The sequence below is a fragment of the Alteromonas sp. G5_S2_22_S1 genome, from assembly GCF_054968525.1.
In genome coordinates this window covers 1-20345 of record NZ_JBQKUJ010000001.1, presented here as the reverse complement: position 1 = coordinate 20345, position 20345 = coordinate 1, and the positions used below count along the sequence as shown (strand labels likewise).

The following is a 20345-nucleotide window of genomic DNA, read 5'->3' as shown; positions in this document are numbered from 1 at the left end:
AGGCGCACTATTAAAAGATGATGTGATCAATTCTTCTGTATAACTTGTAATTTGTATTCACAGTCAGGCGGTTCATAAAACCATAAACCTGTATTAATACGGAACGCGCTAAAAGGGAGAATGCTTTGAAGAACCGGATAAAAGGCTATTGTAATGTGCATGAAGATGATAGCCACCTATCAATTAAGCGCATTGCGTGCGGAAATAAACGTCTTTACTATCGGTACGCCAGTGGTAAGAAAGTTACCGGTCAACGTGTGATAAACCGCATAAAGAAACTAGTTATCCCACCGAATTGGCGCGATACCTTTATCAGCCGCGACAGTAAGGCGAGTGTTCAGGCGATTGGGTACGATGAAAAAGGCCGTAAGCAATACATTTATCATGAGAAGTGGCATGAGCAACAGCAGGTACAAAAGTTTGAGCGGTTGATTGCTTTTGGCAATGCCCTTCCAACGTTTCGAGAGCATTGCATTTCTCTCATTTCTCAATCTTCCTGGACGCTAGAGCGCGCATGCGCGCTTGTTTGTCTTTTATTAGACTACACCGGCGCTAGGGTAGGGAATACGCAATACAGTAAAGAGAACAACACCTATGGGCTTACGACGCTGCGACGCAAACACGTTCAGGCGCAGTGCGACGACAGTGTAGAACTTGCGTACATAGGAAAACATGGCAAACCGCGAACCCTGAAAGTGAATGACCCAGAATTGGCGTCTTTAATATGTGATTGCGCACAACAACAAGGTTATTGCTTATTTCGCTATCAAGATAACCGTAAACAATGGCACGATGTAACGAGCGAAGATGTGAACGCGTTTATACATGAGAAGCTGAGCGAACAATTTAGTTGTAAGGACTTTAGGACTTGGGCGTCGAGCCGTTTTGCCCTAACGGTGATGCCCAACGTATATGAACGTGTAGCAAGTTCAAAAACTAAAAAGTGGGAAAGCACATTAAGTAAAACCGTATCAGCTGAACTAGGCAATACGCCAGCGGTTTGCAGAAAATATTATATTCACCCGAAACTATTTGCTATTAAAAACCAGGGGGAAGCTTTCGAAAACACGCTAAATCGTGTGCGATCGCTGGCCGGTGAAGATTGTACACATATCACGCACTTACTGCCTGTAGAAAAGCTTCTTTTGGATGTTATTTCTACTAAGAGCAATGAGTGATGGGTTTACCCTAAAAATGTTTTAGCTAGAAGTAAAGTGGGGTGATTTATAACCATTTTGCGCAAAGTTAAAATGTTTCATGCATTACGCCAACTCTGTAGCTTGTTGAATAATAAGGGTTATTTAATTTTAAAAAAGTGAAATGTTATGTGAAACATTGTTGGTACAGAAAAGCCTATGAATGTGTTTTAAATCAAGTTGTATAAAAATTAAACTTGAAATATTTTTTCAAATCCTTATATTGTTTGAACTCTAATGATTATTGCTCGATTGAATTTTGCGTTTAAAAATTTCTAAAATGGTTTTTTACTAAAGCGTTTTTGAAAGGCGCCTTTGTTACTCACACAGGCAAACGCACTAATTTCATTTAAAGGTCTTTAGCGACCTCTCGCAATAATCAATATAGAGTTTTCGAGAGCAATAGAGGAAATAACCCACGTTATGCCAATGGAAAGTTACCTGTCACTAGCAGTATATTTTATCGCAATGCTAGGGATAGGGTTGTTTGCTTACCGACAATCTACCAGTGATATTTCTGGTTACATCTTAGGAGGGCGACAAGTAAGCCCTCAAGTTACCGCGCTATCAGCGGGTGCATCTGACATGTCAGGTTGGATGTTAATGGGCCTTCCTGGCGCAATGTATTTAACCGGTTTCGATGCCGTATACATTGCAATAGGGTTAGTAGCGGGTGCATTAGCCAATTATCTTTTAGTCGCGCCCAAACTTCGTGTTTATACCGAAGTAGCTGACGACTCGTTAACCGTGCCTGAGTTTTTTGCAAAACGCTTTAATACGCCCAACGCGAGCTTACGTATTGTGTCTGCGGTAATTATTGTACTGTTTTTTACACTGTACACGTCAGCAGGACTTGTAGCGGGTGGGAAGCTTTTTGAAAGTGCATTTTCAGTAGACTATCAACTTGGCTTGTTTATCACGCTGGGTGTGGTGGTGTCTTACACATTGCTAGGCGGCTTCCTAGCGGTGAGTCTTACCGACTTCGTTCAAGGCTGTATCATGTTCGTTGCACTGGTACTGGTGCCAATTGTTGCTTTTACTGAATTCGATAGTGTTTCGCAGATGACAAGTGCAGCTTATCAATCTGTACCGGATTTTTCGGCGTCTCTTGAAACACTGACCATCGTAGGTTTGTTATCAAGTTTAGGGTGGGGCTTAGGTTATTTCGGTCAGCCACACATTATTGTTCGCTTTATGGCTATTCGTTCAGTTAACGCTATTAGCACTGCGCGCAACATTGGCATGTCGTGGATGACAGTGACAATCATAGGCGCTTTAGCGACCGGGTTTGTCGGTATTGCTTATGCCAATCAGTTTGGCTTAGCGGTAGACGACCCTGAAACAATTTTTATTATTTTTTCTCAATTGCTGTTTCATCCACTTATTAGTGGTTTTTTGATGGCCGCTATTTTGGCAGCGATTATGAGTACAATTTCGTCACAGTTACTTGTTAGTGCGAGTTCATTAACGGAAGACATTTATCGCGTATTGGTGAATAAAAAGTCACCACAAAAAACACTTAGCGAAAAGCAAACGGTAACAATCGGGCGTTATGGTGTAGCGGGGGTTGCAGTTGTTGCGCTACTGCTAGCTATGGACGCGTCAAATACAATTTTATCTTTAGTAAGTAACGCTTGGGCCGGTTTTGGTGCTGCATTTGGTCCATTAGTCCTGTTTTGTCTGTATAAAAAGGACCTAACAGCGAAAGCGGCCATGGCAGGTATGGTGAGTGGTGCGGTAACCGTGCTGTTTTGGATTTATGCCCCGGTTTTAGCTGACGGTAAAACGTTAAGCAGCGTTATTTATGAAATTATTCCAGGGTTTGCGGTAAGTACGTTAACACTTTATGGGGTAAGCCGTTTCGGCGAGAACCCATCGAAAAACGTACAGGCAACGTTTGCGCAAGCCAGTGAAGAATTAGCGAATCAACAATCTTAAGGTTAAAAAGTTTATTATGAGTCATCCTAATTGGAAACGCGTAGTCATCAAAGTAGGTAGTGCATTAATATCGCCCAACCAGCAAGGTTGTAGCAGTCACTATTTGCTGAGTATTGCACAGTTTATCGTGCGATGCAGAGCCAACGGCACACAGGTAGTATTGGTGTCTTCTGGCTCAGTCGCAGCTGGCGCGCATTTGTTTCCAGAGCAAGAAAAATCTGATATTGCGGTTAAAAAAGCAATGGCAGCTGCAGGCCAAACCGAAATGATTGCCACATGGGACAGACTGTTTGACTTCCCTTCGGCACAGATGCTTCTAACTCACGCCGACTTGCGCGACAGAGAGCGGTACGTGAGTATCCGTGAAACGATATTTAGCTTATTGGATAACAATATTCTACCTATCGTGAACGAGAACGACACGGTCACTACTGATAAATTGAAAGTAGGTGACAACGATAACTTGTCAGCCATGGTAGCGTCGGCAGCTGAAGCAGACGCACTGATTATCTGTTCAGACATCGATGGGTTGTACGATAAGAACCCCCACGAACATGACGACGCAAAAATGCTCAAGTCGGTTGATACCATCGACCAAAGCATTTATGACATGGCTGGTGGTGCGGTTAAAGGCGGTGTAGGCACCGGCGGCATGCGCACAAAAATTGAAGCGGCGGAAAAAGCCGTTTCGCATGGTATAGATACATATATTATTAACGGCTTTACTGAGCTGTCGTTTAATATGCTGTTGTCGGGTGAAAACCCGGGTACGCATTTCAAACCTCACGCCAAGCCAATGCAAGAAAACGTGCATTGGATGCGCCATACGTCAAACGCGCAGGGCGAGGTTATAGTAGAGGGAGATTTCGATGACTCTCTACACAGCGACGCAGAGCAGCTTACCAGCAGCGAAATTATTGACGTGAAAGGTGAGTTCTCGGTCGGCGACACCATATTAGTACGTAAAGAAGACGGTACTAAGCTGGTGAAAGCGAAATCGAATTACAGTAGCTGTTTATTGAATTTCATTGCGAATCAGGAAAACGACGAATTTGCCCACGAGTTTGAAGAAAAAACGGGGCCAATTATTTCTGATCAGCACATAGCAAATCTGGAGAAAGAATGAGTATTATTACAGAGTTAGCACAACAGGCGAAAAAAGCTGCACGTACACTGGCGATTTTAAGTGAGAGCCAGAAAAACGCGGTGTTAACTGATATGGCCGCGGCTATTCGTGAAAATAAAAGCAAAATAATTGAAGTAAACGAAAAAGAAGTAGCGCGAGCGAAAGACAACAATTTAGACGCTGCAATGATCGACCGCTTAATTCTTAATGAAGAGCGTATCGAATCTATGGCAGAAGGGATTGAAGTTATTGTAGAGCTTGACGATCCGGTAGGTAAAGAGCGCGTTATCGGTACACGTCCAAACGGTATCGAAATCAAAAAGATGCGTATTCCTCTTGGCGTTGTGTGCATGATTTACGAAGCACGACCTAATGTTACTGCCGATGCAGGAGCGCTGTGCTTCAAATCGGGTAATGCAGTTATATTACGTGGTGGTAAAGAAGCGCTTGATACCAGCTTAGCCATTGCTGAGTTAATGCAAGACGTACTCGAAAAGCACAACTTGCCGAAAGCTTTGGTAACCGTGGTTCCAAATCCAGATCGTGCGCTTATGCAAGAGTTGATGGAGCAGCGTGATTACATTGACGTAATTATCCCTCGTGGTGGTGAAGGTCTTATTAATTACGTTACTGATAACGCAAAAGTACCAGTAATTCAGCACTTTAAAGGCGTGTGTCATTTATACGTGGATAAAGACGCTGATTTAGAAAAGGCGTTAGCCATTCTTCTAAACGGTAAAACACAGCGTACTGGTGTGTGTAATGCTCTAGAAGGTTTAGTCGTTCACCAAGCGGTAGCGGGTGATTTCTTACCTAAAGTGGCAGATGCCTTCAAAGAAAAAGGCGTGAAGGTTCACGTTAACCAAAAAGGTAGCCAATATTTCGATGGCGCTGACGTAATTGCAGAAGACGCATACGGTGAAGAGTACCTAGGTTTAGAAATCGCAATTCGCGTTGTTGATGACTTCGAAGGGGCAGTAGACCATATTGCTCAGTTCGGTAGTAACCACACCGAGGTTATCATTACCGAAGATGCCGAGAAAGGTAAGCTATTCCAGCGCGCGGTAGACGCGAGTGTGGTAATGGTAAACGCTTCTTCTCGTTTCTCTGACGGTAGCCAGCTTGGTTTAGGTGCGGAAATTGGTATCGCTACAACCAAACTGCATGCTTACGGCCCAATGGGCTTAGAGTCACTGACTTCAGAGAAGTACCTTGTGAACGGTGAAGGTCAAATTCGTGACTAAATGACTGCAGTTATAACTGGTCGGCATTGTGCCACGAGTTTACATGCTTCATAATAAAAAGCGCTGACATTCGTCGGCGCTTTTTTATTTTTATTCAAAGATTTACCCTCGTAGCACAGACGGAGCATACATGGAGATTGTGATAGACCCCACGCAGTTATGGAATCAGCTTATTGCGTTTGCCAATGAGTATAAACTGCTAACATCACTACTACTTTTAATTGTATTGCACTTCATCAAAAAAGGTATGCTGTTGCTGATAAGGCGCATCAGCTCTCAGCGCGGGGAAGATAGAAGAAACCAGATTAATATTTTAGAGCAGTTAGGGAACGCCTTTATCATCATTGTATTGATGATGGTGTGGAGCTCTGAAATACAAACGCTTGCTATATCTATCGCTGCATTCATGGTTGCAATTGTGCTTGCTACCCGCGAGTTTATTCAGTGCTTCATGGGTTTCATTTATTACCTTGGCGCCCGGCCCTTTAGAGTAGGGGACTGGATCCAAATGAATAAAATTATTGGTGAAGTGGTGGAAATGGACTGGGCTAAAACGGCGTTGTTAGAAGTTGATCCCGAGACCTTCAACTACACAGGAAAGCACGTGTATGTGCCTAATAGCCAGCTCGTAACCCAAACCGTACGCAACCTTAACTTTATGCGTCGTTATCGTCTGCACTCTTTTGAAATAGTGAATGAGCCTACAGTCAATGCCTATAGCTTGTTACCGGCGTTTCACGCTCGCGCACAAGCTCATTGCGAATACTTTCGCGACGTAGCAGAGCGCTATAAAGGCCTGATTGAACGTCATTTAGAACAAGAGTTTATTCGTATTGCCCCAGAAGTGGAAATCAAAACGAACGAACTAGCCAAAGTAGTGGTAAAGGTGAGTTTGTTTTGCCCAACTGTGGAAGCTCATGAACTTGAACACAAGATGTGTTCAGATTGGCTAAGCCTGTGGTTTAGAGCGCAAAAGGAAGAACAAGCGATGTTAATGCAACAACAAAGCGAATTTAACACCAACATTTCCCCGTCTGCGACGACAACAGACCAACAAACGACGTCAAGTACAGGCTTATAAAAACGCATTTGAGGGCGGTCGGTTGATCAACTTCGGCCGCTGCCTGTTATTCGTGGCATGTCCAATTTCGTTGATGAGAAAAGTGCCCTTCTAAAAATGCCATTTGGTCGGCTAATATGCGCCTGTTCATCAAATAGAAACGCTCGTAAACGTTAGGTCTAAATGGCACGGCTAAAAGCGGCATATTGGCCTCTTCAGGCGTTTTAGCCCCTTTGGCATGGTTACAGCGCTGGCAAGCGGTAGCTACATTTGTCCACACGTCTTTCCCGCCGCGAGAGCGGGGGATAATATGGTCGCGAGTTAGCTGTTTGGGCGTGAATGTTTGGCCACAGTACATACATAGATAACTGTCGCGGCGGAACAAATACCGATTAGTGAGCGCCACTTTACCCGACAGGTCAGTAACTTTTCCATCACAGGCAATAATGCTTGAAAGGGTTAGTTGACTTTGCAACCCTTGGTGATTCCACCCCCCTTTAAGCGTTATCCCATCACTACCTAGTTCAAACAACACCTTATCTTGACTGTAAAGCTTTGCGGCTTGTTCAACATCTATCCACTCTTGTGGCATGCCTGCTTTGTTAAGTCGAAGTACCAACATGGTTATCTCCTTTAGCACACTTGAGGCTGGTGACCATTAATCTAGTGCAAGGGTCAACAAGCCTTAATATTAGACGTTCTTATTGTGATAAATACACTTACTGTAACCTTTATGTAAGATGACATGTGCGTTCTTGTTTAGCTTACGTTTTGTTCTAGCATACGCTGTTTTATGTCAGTATGATGAAAATATAGTCAATATTTGAAATTTCACAGATATTTCATATAGTCATGGTGCTATAGGTGGTAGCGGTAAATTACCGAGTTGATTACAAAATAATGCGACAAATTCCACGTGGGGCTGCATTTGGGAATGGCATTAACGCCACTTCAAAGTTATACTATGCGCCGCGTTTAAAAGCGATAAAATAAAGATTGAAATTAAAGGACAAATAGTGACTCCTATTACTAAATCATTTCAGTATGGACAGCATACTGTAACTCTAGAGACGGGTGTAATTGCTCGTCAGGCGACAGCTGCGGTTCTTGCGAGCATGGACGACACGTCTGTACTGGTAACAGTAGTTGGTAAAAAAGAAGCCAAGCCAGATCAAGACTTCTTCCCTCTAACAGTTAACTACCAAGAAAAAGCATACGCTGCGGGTAAAATCCCAGGTGGTTTCTTCAAGCGTGAAGGTCGTCCATCTGAAGGCGAAACATTGACTGCGCGTCTTATCGACCGCCCAATTCGCCCATTATTCCCAGAAGGCTTCAAAAACGAAGTACAAGTTGTTGTTACTGTAATGTCTGCTAACCCAGATATCCCTACAGACATCATCTCTATGATTGGTACTTCTGCAGCCCTTGCTATCTCTGGTATTCCATTCAACGGCCCAATTGGTGCGGCACGTGTTGGTTTCAGCAACGGCGAATACATTCTAAATACACGCGCAGAAGAGCAAGCTGAAAGCCAGCTTGACCTTGTTGTTGCGGGTACTGAAGGTGCAGTACTTATGGTTGAATCAGAAGCTGACGTGCTTTCTGAAGAAACTATGCTAGGTGCGGTAATGTTCGGTCACGAGCAACTTCAAACCGTGGTTAGCGCGGTTAACGAATTTGCTGCTGAAGTTGGCACTGAGAAGTGGGACTGGGCACCAGAAGCAGAAAACACTGCGCTTAAAGACAAAGTTAAAGCACTAGCTGAAGCTGAAATGACAGCGGCTTACCAGATTTCTGACAAGTTAGAGCGTAAAGACGCAGTAACGGCAGTAACTGAGAAAGCACTTGAAGCTATCCTTGCTGAAGACGAAGAACAAGACAAGAAAGAAGTACTAGATCTTCTTCACGATCTTGAATCTGACGTTGTACGTTCACGCATCCTTTCTGGCGCGCCACGTATCGACGGTCGTGAGCCTGCAATGATTCGTGCACTAGACGTAGCAACAGGTATTCTTCCTCGTACTCACGGCTCTGCACTATTTACTCGTGGTGAGACTCAGGCAATTGTTGCAGCGACTCTTGGTACAGAGCGTGACGCACAGATGATTGACGAGCTTCAAGGTAAGCGCGACAGCCGTTTCATGCTTCACTACAACTTCCCTCCATACTGTGTTGGTGAAACCGGAATGATTGGTTCGCCTAAGCGCCGTGAAATTGGTCACGGTCGTCTAGCGAAGCGTGGTATTCAAGCAGTAATGCCAAGTGAAGAAGAATTCCCGTACGTAGTACGTGTGGTTTCTGAAATCACAGAATCAAACGGTTCATCTTCAATGGCGTCGGTATGTGGTACTTCACTAGCGCTTATGGATGCAGGTGTTCCAATTAAAGCGTCTGTTGCGGGTATCGCAATGGGCCTAGTTAAGAGTGACGACAACTTTGTTGTACTTTCAGACATCCTTGGTGACGAAGATCACCTTGGCGACATGGACTTTAAAGTAGCGGGTACTACCGACGGTATTACTGCACTTCAAATGGACATTAAGATTGAAGGTATTACTAAAGAAATCATGCAAATTGCGCTTAAACAAGCAAAAGAAGCACGTTTGCACATTCTTAACGTAATGGACGAAGCGATTGGCGGTCACCGTGAAGAGCTAAGTGAATTTGCTCCACGCATTTACACAATGAAGATTGACCAAGACAAGATTCGTGACGTTATCGGTAAAGGCGGCGCAATGATCCGTCAAATTACTGAAGAGTCTGACACTAACATCGAGATTGAAGACGACGGTACTATCAAAATCTTCGCGACAGAGCGTGCGAAAGCAGACATCGCTATTAGCAAGATTGAGCAAGTAACGGCTGAAATTGAAGTTGGTAAGACTTACAACGGTAAGATTACACGTATTGTAGACTTCGGAGCGTTTGTAGAAGTACTTCCAGGTAAAGAAGGTCTTGTTCACATTTCACAAATCGCTCACGAGCGTGTGAACAAGGTTACAGACTACCTTAAAGAAGGTGAAATGGTTGACGTTAAGGTTATGGAAATCGATCGCCAGAACCGTGTACGTTTAAGCATTAAAGAGCTTCTAGAAAAGCCTGCGCCTAAGTCTGACGACGCAGAGTAATATCAATTAGGTTTTAAACCTAGTTAGTTATGTTTAAGTAAAAAGGGAGCTTGGCTCCCTTTTTTCGTTTTAGGTTTTAAAGACTGTAACGGGTTGGGTTTTACTCTTTAACCCACACGTTTAAGCCATACATTTAGGCCATAACGAAAAACGCTTTTTTAGAGGTATTGGATAATGGATAAGCAAACGCAAACCGAAGTAGAAGCAGCGGTATTCCGCCGCTTAGTAGAACACTTAGACGCAAATAAAGACGTTCAGAACATCGACCTGATGATTTTGGCCGATTTCTGCCGTAACTGCTTGGCAAAATGGTATTCGGCCGCTGCGAGCGAGCAGGGCGCTGATATCGACTACGAAGCCGCACGTGAAGTGGTATACAAAATGCCGTATTCAGAGTGGAAAGAGAAGCACCAGCTTCCTGCTACTGATGAGCAGTTGGAGAAGCTGGCTGCTAGGCAAGGGAAGTAGTTTTTAGTTAGGACGAAAGTTTTTTTGTGTTTTGAAAGCCAGCTTATGCTGGCTTTTTTGTTTGGCTTGCGTGAAAAACACCAAAATCATCTGCACGATGATTTGGTGTTTTTAATAAATGAGCGAAAAACGACATTACGTTTTTTTCTTTATTTCTCTGTTGGTTGTGGTTAAAGTAGTTTTAAATACAAGGAGAAATTGTCCCAAAGTGGTATGGAAAAGCATGTCGGTTCGGGGATGAGTAAGCTGTTAGAAGGCGTCAGCCTAAACTACGTTTGGCTTAATAAAAAATCAGTTCAACTACCCTCACCTGTTGTTTTAAAAATCGCTCTGGCTTTTGGTGGTTTTAACTTCGCCGCACTAACTTCAAAGGTTGCGCATTAGGCGCTTTATCGCCAAGTTCTTATTCAACGTCAGCAAGCGCCAATGCGTCCGACAGTTCAAATGGCGGCTTGCTTCAGTCAAATCAAAACCATCTCTGCGCTGTTGTTTCACTTGTTTGTGTTAATAATCAATCGTATGCTGGCTTTATCAGTTTTTAAAAATGCCAAGGGAATAGGCTCTGCTTCTAACAAAGCGCTGAAGTCACTCCCTTCGGTCGTTCGGACGCATTTACGCGGGGCGGCTTCGCCATTATGCCCCACGCAACTGCGCCGCTTAGCTTAAAGTTATAAGGCTAGAAGGATGTTCAGACACATACTAATCTGTAGTTTCCAGTCTTCTCTATTTGTCACATTAAGTTTGACTATTTTAAGCTTGCCATATGGCAGTGCCGCCTTCATCTTTGGAGCTTTAGCATTTCCCATTGCATTTGTTATGGGCTCAATATTAGCTTATCCACTCATAAAGCTATGGCTTAAAAACGCTTGGTCAAGTAAGTTTAGTTTTCTAGTATTTTTATGTATTGGATTCATTCTTGGTTGCGCAACACCAATCGTATTGTTTAGCAAAAACTTGGCATCAATAGACATTCAATCATTTTTGTTTTTAAGTATTTATGGTGGGCTAGGTGTGGTCGGTTCTTTGTGGTCTTGGCATTATATTCGTAGAAACATCGCCTTATAACAAAACGCTCAAGCCACTCCCTTCGGTCGCTGGGACGCATACACGCAGGGCGGCTTCGCCATTATGCCCCACATGCCTGCGCCCCTTATTTAAAAGTTATGTGAAAAGTAACCATCAAGAATGGAAAAATAATTAGAATGCCTAAAGATATGGACGATTTCTTAGATTTCATACTTAATGAATTGGGTGAGGGCACTTGGGTTCCGCTTTATAAGAACCTAAATAAAGAAGATAAATCTGAGGATGGCTCGCTATACTCCTGCTTAGTTTCACCAGATAATACCCAAAAAGCAATGGAAGGCTATGGGTGGGATTTGCTTCCTGGTAGTGGAGGCCCGTCAATAGTATCGAGTGGCAAAGATAATATCTGGTATGAGCCAAATAGTTCCGAATATCTACCGCTTGTTATCTATAGAGATTTTCATGGCACAAGAAAGCCGTACAGAGAAATATTACAAGAATTAGTATTATACCTCGAGCTTTACCATGACACGGTTAATCATAAATATGTTGTTTATGATGACAATGGAACTGAAATTCAGGTTGTAAGGTATTCAGATGATGAAATTCTTATAAGAAAATCATTCTTGAAAGCATTTATGTCTGCTAGGCAAATGAACCTGTTGTTATTTTTTGAGAATTCGCGCCACAAAGTTACAAGTGAACGGTTGCCGGATGAGCATGTGAATGATCCTTTCGTTTCATACACTAGGTTTTGGGATAGCTCGTACGTAGAGGGCTATAGCACTTTCACTAGAGTGCTAGGAAAAAAACTTTTTTATTGCTCTCCAAGAAAAGAAGAGTACTACAGCCCATTCGATGTAGAGAAGAGCTATGAATCATTCATTATCGAAGGTGATGCTCATGATCATCATCTCCACTCCTGTGATCCTTCTTTGTTAGCCGACTATTTCGGAAAAAATAAAGGTGCGCCTCATTATTTAACTCCGGTTTACTTCGATAAAGCAGTGCTTCAAAAGTATTTTGGGTCTTCATCAGAGTATGAGGTACAAGATAGTGCAATCCATAAGCATGGGTATTGGAGATTGCGCTTTGACAATAACTCGCCGGGACACGTTTGTGTTTTTTTAGGTGATCTTGGCCGAGATATACCTCACTCCGAGCAGATTTACTGGAAAAGCTTTAATCTTGCTCCAGAAGGGCGAGCTATGAGTGGTACCTATTTTAAAAGAAGTATGCTCGGAGCCTTTGCTGATGCGGAAAGCCCAGATTTGGTTTTCAAATCATATTTTGAAAGGTTTCAGAATCATTGGTCAAGAGATAAAGGCTGGCCACTTTTTTTGCCGCTCGCCGAAGCTGATGCACACTGTTTAAAAACCCTGCATTCCTTAACTAAAAATGAACAGTCAGAATTTGATACACAGATACTATCACTGGTAAAAGTTACAATTGACTCCATTAATGTTAAAGAGCTTAAAAAGCATGTTTCTATTGATGAAAATGGATCTATTAAGCTACTTGCGGAGTTTCTAAATAATGGTGGTGTGAGATTTGACGCAGCAACCTTCTTGGGAGGGTTGCAAGGCGTTCGATCGACAGGTGTAGCACATAGGCGTGGTTCAAAGTATGAGAAAACGATTGCACGCCTTGGAATAAAAGACGACGAGCTGATCAAAGCGTTTGATAGCATTCTTGAACAAATGACAGACTTATTAATTGAGGTTGAAAAAGCCTTTCTAGCGCAGGAGATTGACAGTGAAGAACTCACATAACAATGCGCTGCTGTCGGACAAATTTTCCGCTGCGCTCCAAATTCGACTAAAAAAGACAGGCATGTTTGTGTCTGTGAATCTGGCTTTTTATTCTCAACCTGTGCAAAGACTAAATAAGACAGGCATCTTTGGGAGTATCAATACGAATCGGTACTAAACAAGACAGGCTCATTTGTTCATTTCTCTAGGCACATTGCGTCGTCATGCCCACCTGTCAGAGTCTCTTATAGAAAGGCTATATTCCAGCGACTAAAAAAGACAGGCATGTTTGTGTCTGTGAATCTGGCTTTTTATTCTCAACCTGTGCAAAAAGCATGGTGTTAGAAATTATTGGCATTGACGATGGATCAGACTCGTTCGTCTTGTCTTTAATACCAAGTGGCAACGCGGCAAAACTCAAAACATATTCGCAGCAACTAAAAATGAATATAAAGACATACGATAACCGTGTGGCTAGTTAGTTGGAGCGAAGAAGAACGTGCTGCGATAGCGTTTTTGTACTGCTTAAATTTTTCTACTTTTTTTCGAGGCAAAAATGACCAAAAATGAAATACCTATTATTGCTAAACAAGCGCTGTCTGAATATCTAGAGGAACCAGGAAGCGTTCTCTATAGTAGTCATGAAACACTAAAGCCTAGTGATGTTTACTTGCTCGGTTTCAATCCAGGTGGCGCAAACGGAAAGCCAGTTGAACAAAGTATTAGTTCAATGCTTGCAAATACCACTAACGCCTACTTGGATGAGAGTTGGGAGAATCATAAAGGTGTGTGGGCAAGTGGCGAAGCCCCTCTTCAAAAAAGAGTTCAATGGATATTTGAAAGCCTTGGGATCAACACCAGAGATGTGTGTGCGAGTAATTTAATATTCTTACAGAGCCGCGAAGCTACAGATATTAACTTTTCATTAGCTGAAATATGTTGGCCAGTACATGAGGCAATTTTAAGCGTTGTTAAGCCAAAGCTTATAATAACTTTCGGAAACTCTGATGTTTCACCCTACCATACTAAACAAGACAGGCATGTTTGTGTACAGATGTCTATATTTTGTGCTTGTCTTGCAAGCTATAAAGCTAACCGAGTAATCGCATTGCACTTTGTCGGCCTTGAACCCGTTGCTGGTGTTGATTGTGTGCGTATTGCTCTAGGACTAAATAAGACAGGCATGTTTGCGGTACTTTGGATTGGTAGACTAAACAAGGCAGGCATGTTTGTGTACAGATGTATATATTTTGTGGCCATCTTACTCTCTATTAAACTGCAAGGCTAACCTAATAATCGCATTGCACTTTGTCGGCCTTGAACCCGTTGCTGGTGTTGATTGTGTGCGTATTGCTCTAGGTGAATCACTTTGCCAGCGGCCTGCTTAAAGTAGGTTTCAAACTGCGTGGTTAATGTGGCTAAATAAGACAGGCATGTTTTTAATCCACTAATTTTAGGCAAGAACTTTACGCCCACTAGTAATGACTAAACAAGACAGGCATATCTCTTTTCTGGGCTTGCGTGAATACACCAAAAGCACCTGATCGCCGATTTGGTGTTTTTAATAAATGAGCTAAAAACGACATTACGGATTTTTCTTTATTTCTCTGTTGGTTATGGTTTAGAGTTGTAAGAAGAAAAAAGGAGAAGTGCCCCAAAATGGTGTGGATTAGCATGACGGTTTGGGGACGAGTAAACTGTTATAAACTTAGATGAATATCAAATATTGGTTACTCATTAGAAAACTCTGCTTATGCTATTTTGCGTTCGTTGCTTTTCTAATAGCCTGTGAAGTTTTAGTCTTTACGCTTTTGGAGTATGGCGGAAAACCATCTCACTTTGTTGGTTGTTATGCCACAGATGCTTTATTGATGGGCTTCGAGTGCCAAGGCTTTAGTGGGGCGGAAATCGTTGCATTTAGTCTTAATTATCCCCTTTATCATTTATACATGCCTTTTTTCGTACTCTGGAATCCAAAGGCTATTTTTTTAGCATTTGCGATGTATGCACCAATAATTTTATTCATAATCTCTCAAAGAAAGGTTGATTTGGCACGTGTATAACAAAAAAATTAAGTCACTCACTTCGTTCGCTGGGACGCATACACGCGGGGCGGCTTCGCCATTATACCCCACGTGCCTGCGCCCCTTATTTAAAAGTTAGGCATTTATAAGGAGATAAATATGAGAGTAGTTTTAATAGCATTTATTTTGGTTTTAACTGGCTGCAGTTCAACTCAACCTGCACAGCAACAAACAACCCAATCTGGTTACTCCGACACAATGGAAATTATCAGAAGTGCTGCGGAGTCAGCGCCAAATGGAGTTAAAGGAGAGTATGTTCTTAATATCAAGGCTGCTGGTAACCAAGGACCATTTATTTACCTAAATACAGAATTGGATTACCGTGACCCGCGTGCAGTAACCGTCGCTATTCACCCCAGTATTGTCCCGGAATTCGTTGCAAAATATGGAAGAGAGCCGCAGGAATATTTCATAAACAAATCCATCTCAGTAACTGGACAAGCTAAACAGATTAGAATCAATTTTATGTCTCAAGGTAGACCTTCAGGTAAGTACTATTATCAAACTCACATTCGGGTAACGGACATATCGCAAATCAAGGTATTATCTGGACATGCCTAACAAGGCGCTCAAGTCACTCCCTTCGGTCGTTCGGACGCAGTTACGCGGGGCGGCTTCGCCATTATGCCCCACGCAACTGCGCCGCTTAGCTTAGCGTTAGCTTTCAGGAGTAATATTGAACAAAACGGAAGTTTCAGAACTAGTTATTTCCTACTCTGACAAATATGGTTCAACCAACAAACCAGAGAGAAGAGAGCTGCAAAACAAACTCAGAAAAGCGAAGTCTAAAGCTCTTTTTGACGGGCTATTCTCAATATTCCTCATGGAGTCATGTCCGGAATCATTTGCGCGTCAAAATAATGCTGGTTTAATGCTTTTTAAAATCAAACCTAAAGTTAAACTAGAACCATTGGAAATGCTTAGAGTTTGTCTCCCGACTTGGGACGTAAGCGTAGAGGAGCTAGTATTCTACTTCGTAGAAAAGTGTGGAAAAGAAGAAATCGGAATAGTACTAGAGAGACTTAAATCCTTTCCACTATCTGAACGTGAATCGGCGGCTCTGAAAAGCATGCACTTCTGGTTTGAAAAAGCATGAAAGCTAACAAACGCATAAACTCGCTCGCGGGCTCGCTGGGACAAAAACACGTAGGCTCCCTTCGCTTCGCTCGGTATTATAGCCTACGTATTTTTGCCCGTTATGCGGGCCGTTAGGCATACAATGAAATCTATCTGCGGAATTATATTTTTGATGCTCAGTTCAACAACTTTTGCGAGCGAATGCAAAGTTGATGAGGCTAAGTTTGCTAACCAAGTTAAACTCGTAGAACAGGGCTATGGCAATTTTATTGTAACAGCGCCAATTGAATTAGAGTCAAAGCCATTTCAAACTATGTATTTAGTTATCGAAAACAAAAATAAGGGTCCTTTAATCCAAGGGGAGCTACGCACTACAATAAACAATGACTTGGCTATGGCTCACATTAATGTAACTGAGAATAACGGGTTAAACGCACATATTACTATTTATTGGGAGCCTCAAGGTGGTGGTTGCCCAATCATTGTTAGAAAATCGGTTTAAAGTATGCCTAACAAGGCGCTCAAGAACGGACAAACAACAGTTGGCTTTTGCTCGTTCCTCGCTAATTTTAGCCAACAATTTTTTGCCGCTTAGCGTGGCGTTATGTTTAAAAGAGAAAATATAGATTCCAATGAGGTTCAGCAATGAGCGAATGCAGTCACCATGAGTGCAATCTAAGCAGTTATAAAGATAATGATAAATGTATATTGCATTGCTCTAAGCAGAAATTAGACTTTTTCAAAATTCGATCAGTTTTCTATAATGCATTAGAAAAATATGTTGCCGAGAATACAATTGATAGTAATGGTTTTTGTCATTTTTCTGGAGTTGCATTCCCTAAACCTGACATCCAATCATCGATAAATTATGCAAAGATATTAAATGCCTTAAAACAAATACATTTTGATAGCTGTCATTTTTTTACAAGTTATATTAAATTGAGTGAGCCAGAGTTCTTTTTTCAGGATTGCATATTTCATGAGCGGTGGAGTGTTTTTAATGCTCCAGTTCTAAAGAATGTTAATGGAGTGCTTTATCAAAACTGTATTTTTCATGAAGAGGTCAGCTCATGTTCCGAAGATGATGGGAAATATGTAATAGATAGTCCGCTTTTTAATGACTGTGGATTTGAAAAGGGCATAAAATTCGGAAGTGTTGAATTTAAATCTCCAATTTTTAACAATACTTATGATATTGATTTAAATATTGAATCGCTCCATTTAATGGATTGTATTTTGAAAGATAAATTCATTCTTAATCGGTGCAATATTCAATCATTTTTCATGGAAGATACTGTCTTTGAATCAAAGTTCGAATTTAAGCAAAACATTGTTTCAGATTTTGAAATTTTCAATACAAATTTTGTTAAAGTTGTTGATACATTTGAAACCAAGTTTGGAAATTTCAATATCAAGAAAAGTATATTCGATGATTTTGTCGGATTTGAAAAATGCTCTTTTGGTGACAGTGTTGACTCTGAAAATGAAGATGCAGCCAAATTTACTTATGCTACATTTCTTAGTTTTGTAAACTTTAGGAATACAAATTTTTATACTGGGTTAGACATTGAAAATATAAACCTAAAAGAAGCTCCAAACTTCTTGAACACCAACATTAACGAAAAGAATTCTAATAGAGAAACGTTCAGGATTGTAAAAAGTTCATTTGATAAAATTCATAACTATATCGAAGCTAATAAGTATTTTTCTTATGAAATGAAAAAGTACAAAGAAGAACTTAAAGGCACAAATAAAACTCAAGAAAAAGTGATACTTTTTTTGAATGAAAAAATATCAAATTATGGGCAAAGCTATGTTAAGCCGATTCTTTATTTGATTGCAATATCAATTATTTACTATCTCTTGATATTAGGCTACGAAAATAATATTTTATATGAAATGCATCCAAGCATTAATGGGGTTTTGGAGAACATATCTAGCTTCGTAAATAACGTATCTAAAAATATATTACCCTTTAGTAAGATACTTAAAGCTGGAATGGATTTTGTTAGTCTCCTTTTCTATATAATTTTTGCAAGTTTAATATGGCAAACATTAGTAGCCGTTAAACGACATACGAGAAGATAAGAAAGACATAACAAAGTTATCAACCCGACCTCCACTGCGTTGCTTCGTTTGCGCTTAAACGCTACGCTAGCGCAAACAAACCAACTCCGTTCCGGCGGGTTATAACGGCGTTAGGTGTAATAAAAGTCTTTAAAATCAATGGTTTGTTCTGCTTCGTAAATTGTACAATAATGTCGCACGAATTAGAGGGAATACTAAGTCGAAGCATGTTCCATTAACTATAAATTTTGGCTTATTCCAAGCGGAAAACTTTGATGGTTGGCCTCGTTGATTTAGCAAACAAGAATGAAGTGAATCGTAGTGTTCACTGATGGTAGAATTAAAAATAATCGGTGAATTGAAGTTCAAGGTTCTTTTCAAAAAAGAGAAAAAGAGTGGCGACCAAAACACCCCCGTATAAATCAAAATCAGGGTAGAGCAAGCACCTAACAAGGCCAAGCAACATCAACCACTTCGTGGTTTGGACAGCCTTGAAGACTAAACAAGACAGGCACGTTTATGTCCATTGCACGCGTGTCTGCGCCCCCATATCTTAGAGTTACGCACAGGACTAAATATGAATCCCATACAGCAAGCATCTAATTACGATAAGACTAAATAAGACAGGCATCTTTGGGAGTATCAATACGAATCGGTGACTAAAATGACTAAAAAAAGACAGGAGACTGTAACTAATTTTGTGTAACTGCCTATCTCAATTTACTCTATAGAGAGTTAAGGATAGGCAGATGAACATGAATAAGAATGACTAAACAAGACAGGCATATTTCAGTTCGAATACACGCCTTTTAGTCACGAGCAAACAGTCTAAAATGAAACAAGGAAGTCAGATGAAGAAATTACTATCCATAGCCATATAATATATTCTTTTGAATGGGGGCAGCCAACAGACTTACGCAGACTAATCGCAAATTTGTGTTTATACAACAGACCAAGATGCGAAAGAATGCAGTAACGGAGAGCTCGCATATTTTAGGCTCCAAACGTACTAAACAAGACAGTCATTATTACGTTTGCAAAAAGACTAAACAAGACAGGCATGTTTGCGGTACTTTGGGTTGGGGACTCCAATTATCTCGCTGGGACGCTAACCCATGGGCTGCGTCACTTCGTTCCTAATTTTAGCCCATGTATTCTCGCCCCTTAGTGGGGGTTTAGCCACTTGGAGGTTTAAATGGAAATGAACCAAGTCACTCTTCCAGTAAAAAATATGGAAGAAGCCGTAAAGTTTTATCTGGTTCTTGGTTTTATTCAAATCGTAGATACACCGCACTATGCGAGGTTTTCCTGCCCTAAAGGTAACTCGACTTTTTCTCTTTCTCTGGAATTAGAAGAGTTTAAAAATGGTGCTATCATATACTTCGAGACCGAAAAACTAGATATGCTCGCAGAATCATTAGTTGCAAAGGGAGTTATTTTCGAGCAACTACCTACAGAACAGCGGTATTTATGGAAAGAGGCTGTGTTAAAAGACCCTTCAGGCAACAAAATTAAACTGTTCTGGGCTGGCGAGAACCGCTTGTCACCGCCGTGGAAAGTCGAAAAACGTGGCTAACACATATGAGCCCAACTCCTGTCAATAGGTAATAGTTATTCGCTGGCTGCGCTAGCAGTCAGTCCAACTCCCTAAGCTAAACCTCCTAACTTCATCTGTCATGGTCATCGTCAGGTATCACCTGCGGCAAACACATATAGAGGCTCTCTTAGTACGATCTCATCGCTGCCTGTTGCCGTGCATTCCATGGCGTGAACAGGGGCACTAGACATTCATCGGTTAACCTGACGCTGGCACTATTCAAAACGTAGTGGCTGAGTACTTACTTAACAAGACAGGCATGTTTGTGTTATGCGGGGCAGCTTCGCCATTATGCCCCACATGTCTGCGCCCGTTATTGGAAAGTTAGGTGTTTAAAAGGCCGGTTTAAAGAATGAGTTTCAAAATTAATAGAATTAGCAATAATAGTCTTGGGACGCATTACGGCATTTTTCAAAATGATGAGTTAATCCATCACGAATTTAGTCGTGCAGCTGCAGAAAATGTACTGGGAAAGCTACAGTTTGGAAAATCACTTGAAGAGGTACTCAAACCTGAGCCTTTACCTAAACCCGAACGAGTTATTCCTCGACTTGTAAAACCTCAAGTTTCATTGGTTAAACAA

At 41.5% G+C, this 20345-nt stretch carries 18 protein-coding genes; 16 read left to right on the top strand and 2 right to left on the bottom strand.

All coding sequences use genetic code 11. From position 1 onward, the window contains the following. Window positions 1–125 precede the first annotated feature (125 nt). The 5 genes from ACTRWF_RS00090 to ACTRWF_RS00070 all read left to right on the top strand — a co-directional run bounded on the left by ACTRWF_RS00090 (window position 126) and on the right by ACTRWF_RS00070 (window position 6585). Window positions 126–1178 carry a DNA topoisomerase IB gene (locus ACTRWF_RS00090; protein ID WP_462834884.1) on the top strand — a complete coding sequence of 351 codons (1053 nt, stop codon included), beginning with the start codon at window positions 126–128 and terminating at the stop codon, window positions 1176–1178. 441 nt (window positions 1179–1619) lie between these two features. Further along, entirely contained in the window at window positions 1620–3134 is a 1515-nt protein-coding gene (putP, locus tag ACTRWF_RS00085; protein WP_020743511.1) for a sodium/proline symporter PutP, read from the top strand. Between the two features lie 16 nt (window positions 3135–3150). Beyond that, a complete protein-coding gene (proB, locus tag ACTRWF_RS00080; RefSeq protein ID WP_015067151.1) occupies window positions 3151–4260 on the top strand; it encodes a glutamate 5-kinase in 1110 nt (369 codons plus the stop codon). Continuing rightward, a complete protein-coding gene (locus ACTRWF_RS00075) occupies window positions 4257–5504 on the top strand; it encodes a glutamate-5-semialdehyde dehydrogenase (RefSeq protein ID WP_020743512.1) in 1248 nt (415 codons plus the stop codon). Before proB ends, ACTRWF_RS00075 begins: the two co-directional genes overlap by 4 nt. A 130-nt stretch (window positions 5505–5634) precedes the next feature. Next, on the top strand, window positions 5635–6585 hold the full coding sequence (locus ACTRWF_RS00070) for a mechanosensitive ion channel domain-containing protein (RefSeq protein ID WP_462834883.1): 951 nt from the start codon (window positions 5635–5637) through the stop codon (window positions 6583–6585). Between the two features lie 46 nt (window positions 6586–6631). Here the strand turns inward: ACTRWF_RS00070 and ACTRWF_RS00065 are convergent, their stop codons facing one another. Continuing rightward, complete coding sequence (locus ACTRWF_RS00065; RefSeq protein ID WP_015067154.1) at window positions 6632–7186, bottom strand: HNH endonuclease; 555 nt, start codon at window positions 7184–7186, stop codon at window positions 6632–6634. Window positions 7187–7580: 394 nt separating this feature from the next. Between ACTRWF_RS00065 and pnp the strand changes: the two genes are divergently transcribed. From pnp to ACTRWF_RS00040, 5 genes are all read left to right on the top strand, one after another. Next, the gene (gene pnp / locus ACTRWF_RS00060) at window positions 7581–9692 is read left to right on the top strand and encodes a polyribonucleotide nucleotidyltransferase (RefSeq protein ID WP_278383442.1); all 2112 of its coding nucleotides are present in this window, start codon (window positions 7581–7583) and stop codon (window positions 9690–9692) included. Window positions 9693–9866: 174 nt separating this feature from the next. Continuing rightward, window positions 9867–10160: a DUF1244 domain-containing protein gene (locus ACTRWF_RS00055; protein ID WP_012518312.1), complete on the top strand. Its 294-nt coding sequence runs from the start codon at window positions 9867–9869 to the stop codon at window positions 10158–10160. Window positions 10161–10358: 198 nt separating this feature from the next. After that, entirely contained in the window at window positions 10359–10544 is a 186-nt protein-coding gene (locus ACTRWF_RS00050; protein WP_462834882.1) for a hypothetical protein, read from the top strand. Window positions 10545–11362: 818 nt separating this feature from the next. Continuing rightward, complete coding sequence (locus ACTRWF_RS00045) at window positions 11363–12958, top strand: hypothetical protein (RefSeq protein ID WP_462834881.1); 1596 nt, start codon at window positions 11363–11365, stop codon at window positions 12956–12958. A gap of 535 nt (window positions 12959–13493) precedes the next feature. Next, window positions 13494–14225: a uracil-DNA glycosylase family protein gene (locus tag ACTRWF_RS00040; RefSeq protein ID WP_462834880.1), complete on the top strand. Its 732-nt coding sequence runs from the start codon at window positions 13494–13496 to the stop codon at window positions 14223–14225. On the opposite strand, the gene ACTRWF_RS00035 is transcribed toward ACTRWF_RS00040, so the two are convergent. Continuing rightward, window positions 14222–14398 carry a hypothetical protein gene (locus tag ACTRWF_RS00035; protein ID WP_462834879.1) on the bottom strand — a complete coding sequence of 59 codons (177 nt, stop codon included), beginning with the start codon at window positions 14396–14398 and terminating at the stop codon, window positions 14222–14224. The two genes, ACTRWF_RS00040 and ACTRWF_RS00035, sit on opposite strands and share 4 nt — an antisense overlap. A gap of 722 nt (window positions 14399–15120) precedes the next feature. Here ACTRWF_RS00035 and ACTRWF_RS00030 point away from each other — a divergent pair. The 6 genes from ACTRWF_RS00030 to ACTRWF_RS00005 form a co-directional block, all read left to right on the top strand. Further along, window positions 15121–15582 (top strand): hypothetical protein, encoded by a 462-nt coding sequence (locus ACTRWF_RS00030; RefSeq protein WP_462834878.1) that lies wholly within the window; start codon window positions 15121–15123, stop codon window positions 15580–15582. Window positions 15583–15697: 115 nt separating this feature from the next. Further along, window positions 15698–16117: a hypothetical protein gene (locus ACTRWF_RS00025; protein WP_390374734.1), complete on the top strand. Its 420-nt coding sequence runs from the start codon at window positions 15698–15700 to the stop codon at window positions 16115–16117. Between the two features lie 123 nt (window positions 16118–16240). Continuing rightward, complete coding sequence (locus tag ACTRWF_RS00020; RefSeq protein ID WP_462834877.1) at window positions 16241–16600, top strand: hypothetical protein; 360 nt, start codon at window positions 16241–16243, stop codon at window positions 16598–16600. A 143-nt stretch (window positions 16601–16743) separates the two neighbouring features. Continuing rightward, window positions 16744–18186: a hypothetical protein gene (locus tag ACTRWF_RS00015; RefSeq protein ID WP_462834876.1), complete on the top strand. Its 1443-nt coding sequence runs from the start codon at window positions 16744–16746 to the stop codon at window positions 18184–18186. A gap of 1174 nt (window positions 18187–19360) precedes the next feature. Continuing rightward, window positions 19361–19741, top strand: coding sequence for a VOC family protein (locus ACTRWF_RS00010; protein ID WP_012518321.1), 381 nt, complete (start codon window positions 19361–19363; stop codon window positions 19739–19741). A gap of 373 nt (window positions 19742–20114) precedes the next feature. Continuing rightward, the coding region (locus ACTRWF_RS00005; RefSeq protein WP_462834875.1) for a hypothetical protein at window positions 20115–20345 on the top strand (231 nt) is incomplete at its 3' end.

What these genes read in the sequence shown, in the direction of transcription:
- ACTRWF_RS00065 (WP_015067154.1), bottom strand. Translation starts at nt 7,186, where the DNA reads ATGTTGGTACTTCGACTTAACAAAGCAGGCATGCCACAAGAGTGGATA.
- ACTRWF_RS00040 (WP_462834880.1), top strand. Translation starts at nt 13,494, where the DNA reads ATGACCAAAAATGAAATACCTATTATTGCTAAACAAGCGCTGTCTGAA.
- ACTRWF_RS00015 (WP_462834876.1), top strand. Translation starts at nt 16,744, where the DNA reads ATGAGCGAATGCAGTCACCATGAGTGCAATCTAAGCAGTTATAAAGAT.
- putP (WP_020743511.1), top strand. Translation starts at nt 1,620, where the DNA reads ATGCCAATGGAAAGTTACCTGTCACTAGCAGTATATTTTATCGCAATG.
- ACTRWF_RS00010 (WP_012518321.1), top strand. Translation starts at nt 19,361, where the DNA reads ATGGAAATGAACCAAGTCACTCTTCCAGTAAAAAATATGGAAGAAGCC.
- proB (WP_015067151.1), top strand. Translation starts at nt 3,151, where the DNA reads ATGAGTCATCCTAATTGGAAACGCGTAGTCATCAAAGTAGGTAGTGCA.
- ACTRWF_RS00070 (WP_462834883.1), top strand. Translation starts at nt 5,635, where the DNA reads ATGGAGATTGTGATAGACCCCACGCAGTTATGGAATCAGCTTATTGCG.
- ACTRWF_RS00030 (WP_462834878.1), top strand. Translation starts at nt 15,121, where the DNA reads ATGAGAGTAGTTTTAATAGCATTTATTTTGGTTTTAACTGGCTGCAGT.
- ACTRWF_RS00055 (WP_012518312.1), top strand. Translation starts at nt 9,867, where the DNA reads ATGGATAAGCAAACGCAAACCGAAGTAGAAGCAGCGGTATTCCGCCGC.
- ACTRWF_RS00075 (WP_020743512.1), top strand. Translation starts at nt 4,257, where the DNA reads ATGAGTATTATTACAGAGTTAGCACAACAGGCGAAAAAAGCTGCACGT.
- ACTRWF_RS00020 (WP_462834877.1), top strand. Translation starts at nt 16,241, where the DNA reads ATGAAATCTATCTGCGGAATTATATTTTTGATGCTCAGTTCAACAACT.
- ACTRWF_RS00045 (WP_462834881.1), top strand. Translation starts at nt 11,363, where the DNA reads ATGCCTAAAGATATGGACGATTTCTTAGATTTCATACTTAATGAATTG.